The sequence below is a fragment of the Paenibacillus timonensis genome (assembly GCF_022427145.1).
Taxonomy (GTDB): Bacteria; Bacillota; Bacilli; order Paenibacillales; family Paenibacillaceae; genus Fontibacillus; species Fontibacillus timonensis.
In genome coordinates, this window is sequence record NZ_JAKSXN010000124.1 from 1 (window position 1) to 2,181 (window position 2,181).

The window sequence follows — 2,181 nt, forward strand, 5'->3', positions numbered from 1 at the left end:
TACACCATAAAATTATTGATGATCAGCCTGGTCATTATACCGTGGAGTCGTTACATGAACTAAAAGGTGGGCATGAAAGGTGGGTTAAGGATTCACTGGATATAGATATTCAAAAGCAACAAGATGAAGAGGTATACATGACATTTGTTGAGAAGTGGTCCACTTCGTGCGATCTGGACAATTGGAAATCATGGACATCGTGGTTATTAGGGGCTGGTAGCAACTCAATCTCTATGGAAATGGAGAAGAACTTACAAGAACTAAAGGAATACATATTCTCGAGAGTATGGCCCACAAGATATCCTGAATTAAATGACTCGTTTGAGAATTTTCGTAAGGTTCTTGAAGATTTATTACGAGTATTCCATGAATACAGTGAAGAAAAACGAAACAGTTATGTGACAGAAAGGTTTTATAAAATCAAAGAGTGGGATCCAAAGAGATATCAAATGTTACTAAGGGAATTTGAATATCATATAGCATTGGTACAGGATCTTGTTCTCGAATTAACTAGAGCAGGTAACTTTATTTGCGATATGGTCAGAAAATACTTGTTATCGTCATATCGAATGAATGAAGGATTATTACTTGTAGAATCTGGGCCGTACATGGATATGGGATTCCGTATTTACAGAACTCAATACAGAGAAAATGAAATATCGAGCAGTAAACCATATCCGGGAATTGCTGAGTTTAAAAAAATCAGAGTAACGAGAGACGTGTGCTTTGGAATAGGAACTAGTAGTACTGATCCAGAATTTCTAAAGCATCTTGAGAGCTGATCGAGGATGAATCGACTTCACCTAACACAGCATTCACGCATCGGGCATTCGCCCTCGGTCGCCCGAGGTATTTCGGAGAAGTGGAACAGGCGACAACCCTGCACTAGCTAAGTCTACGACCCGGCGGCCTGATTGCAGCGCTAGATCGGCCAGGCAGCTTAAGCCAGTGAGGGTTCGTGAACACGGAAACGTTATGAGAAATCAGCGCAAAGCTTAAAAACAAGAGCATATTTTCGCCTTGTACAACGGGGGGCATAACATGAATCAAAAAGATGTAGATAATGATGTTGAATTTGAGTTATTTGAGAATGGTTTAAACTTTGTGGTTTCGGCGATTGAGTATTTAGAAGAACCTATCAAACCGTCAGATCTGAAATATGCAATCTTGCATCTAAGTTCCGGGATTGAATTAATATTAAAGGAACGTTTGAGAAGAGAACACTGGACACTATTGTTTAATAAAGTAGAAAAAGCTAGTCTACAAGATTATAAAAATGGCAAGTTCACAAGTGCTAACTTTGATGATTGTATAGATAGATTGATTAATATCTGCGAAGTGGATATTAATCAGCAGATAAGAAAAAACTTGAATAGCCTTAGAGATAAAAGAAACAGATTTGAGCACTTTGGGATTGTGGATAGCTCAGAAGCCTTGAAAGCTACTGTCGCAGATGCTTTAAACTTTTTGATCGATTTTGTAAACGACGAACTTGAAGATGAAGTTGATAATGATGAAATGGTTGTCATCAGGGAAGAAGTACTAAAATTTGATTCATTTGTAAATCAACGCTGGAAGGCAATCAGAAGTAAAATAGCGAAGATTAAACTCATTGTAACATGCCCTCGCTGTTTGCAAGACGCTGCAGATCTTTCAGATGGATTTCAATGCTTATTTTGTGGATACAAGAATGACGATCCAGAGGAAATTGCTAATGAGTATGTATCTGAAGTTTTGCGTGAAAGTAAATATGAGATAGTTACCCAAGGAGGAGAATGGCCAATTTATTTTTGCCCTGGTTGCGATTATGAAACTTTGGTTAGAACAGATGAAGGATATATTTGTTTCAACTGCGCTGATGAGTGGGAATTTGATGATATAGATGAGTGTATGCGATGCGGTGTTAATCTATGTTTTTCTAAAGATGGTTATGCAACTCTCTGTGATAATTGTGTAGAGGACATCCAAAATTATTAGTAAAGTAATGCATTTGAAAGTAAATCAAGGAAGGCGCTGACATCTCATAACAATGTGTTCACGCATCGGCGGACAAGCCGCCTCGGTCCCGGGAGTTAAGTCGAAGAGGTGATTGCCGGGACACATCCGCACCACCTAACCGCATCGCGGCCGGCTGCTTCGCAGCCTTAAGGTGGTGGGACGTCGTGAACACGGAAACGTTAT

2 protein-coding genes are annotated in these 2,181 nt (G+C 39.4%); both read left to right on the forward strand.

The genetic code is table 11. The features are described 5' to 3' along the window. Positions 1 to 782 (forward strand): hypothetical protein (locus MJ257_RS24445; RefSeq protein ID WP_240271775.1); only part of this gene is annotated, 782 nt, incomplete at its 5' end. Positions 783 to 1,041: 259 nt separating this feature from the next. Further along, entirely contained in the window at positions 1,042 to 1,977 is a 936-nt protein-coding gene (locus tag MJ257_RS24450) for a DUF3644 domain-containing protein (protein ID WP_240271776.1), read from the forward strand. Positions 1,978 to 2,181 lie beyond the last annotated feature (204 nt).

Bases quoted from the DNA above. Each gene is read 5' to 3' on its own strand.
- MJ257_RS24450 (WP_240271776.1), top strand. From the start codon at position 1,042: ATGAATCAAAAAGATGTAGATAATGATGTTGAATTTGAGTTATTTGAG.